The sequence below is a fragment of the Vibrio sp. Vb0667 genome, from assembly GCF_033391095.1.
Window position 1 is genome coordinate 1 of sequence record NZ_JAWPOL010000387.1, and the last position, 1,055, is coordinate 1,055.

2 protein-coding genes are annotated in these 1,055 nt (G+C 49.7%); both read left to right on the forward strand.

Features of this window, described 5'->3' with window-relative positions; translation table 11 throughout:
- Position 1 precedes the first annotated feature (1 nt).
- Positions 2-391, forward strand: coding sequence for a type II secretion system minor pseudopilin GspI (gene gspI / locus R8269_RS26115; RefSeq protein WP_005478722.1), 390 nt, complete (start codon positions 2-4; stop codon positions 389-391).
- The coding region (gene gspJ, locus R8269_RS26120) for a type II secretion system minor pseudopilin GspJ (RefSeq protein WP_318223027.1) at positions 378-1,055 on the forward strand (678 nt) is incomplete at its 3' end. The genes gspI and gspJ, both read left to right, overlap by 14 nt.

A 1,055-nucleotide genomic window follows, 5' to 3' on the forward strand; every position in this document is an offset into this window, starting at 1 on the left:
AATGCGCAATTTTAAGCAAACTCAACCAAACTTAAACCGTCGCCGAGTGCGAGGGATGACGTTGCTTGAAGTGTTGGTTGCACTGGCTATTTTTGCCACTGCGGCGATCAGTGTGATTCGCTCTGTGAGTCAACACATCAACACAGTCAGCTACTTAGAAGAAAAGATGTTTGCAGCAATGGTTGTGGATAACCAAATGGCGAATGTGATGCTAGATACTGGCGCGCTGAAAGCCAAGAATGGTACCGAAGAGCTAGCAGGGCGTACATGGTATTGGAAAGTCACGCCTGTAGCCACCACGCAGCCATTGCTGAAAGCATTTGATGTAAGTGTCGCGACCGCGAAAAACGCGAGTCCAGTTGTTACGGTAAGAAGCTATGTGGCGCAGTAAACCCAATCGCGCAAATAAGCGCCGCGCAGCAAAAGGTTTTACACTCATTGAAGTGCTGGTGTCGATAGCGATCTTTGCCAGTTTGAGCGTGGCGGCATACCAAGTGGTGTCGCAAGTTCAGCGCAGTAATGAGTTGTCGCAAGAGCGAACTCAGCGTTTGAATGAACTGCAACGCGCCATGGTGATGATGGATAACGACTTCCGCCAAATGGCATTGCGTCAAACGCGTACCAACGGCGAAGACCCTGCCGGGCAACTGATCTTTTGGTCGGATTATTTACTCGATTCCGACGCGAAAGGCCTGATGTTTGCTCGTGTGGGTTGGCATAACCCGCAGCAACAGTTCCCGCGTGGTGAAGTGACTAAAGTGGGCTATCGCGTTAAAGAAGAAACCTTGCAGCGTGTTTGGTGGCGTTATCCAGATACCCCAGTTGGGCAGGAAGGCATTGTCACTCCGTTGCTGACGCAGGTGGAATCTTTCGACATGCGTTTTTATGACGGTAAACAGTGGAAGAAAGAGTGGGACAGCAATAAAGAGTTGCCGAAAGCTGTCTCAGTTGTCTTGAAGTTGAAGGATTACGGTGAAATTGCGCGCACGTATCTAACGCCAGATGGCAAGCTTGCGGAAAGTGAAAGAAACAAAGCATCGGAGGGCAACAACAAT

Bases quoted from the DNA above. Each gene is read 5' to 3' on its own strand.
- gspI (WP_005478722.1), top strand. From the start codon at position 2: ATGCGCAATTTTAAGCAAACTCAACCAAACTTAAACCGTCGCCGAGTG.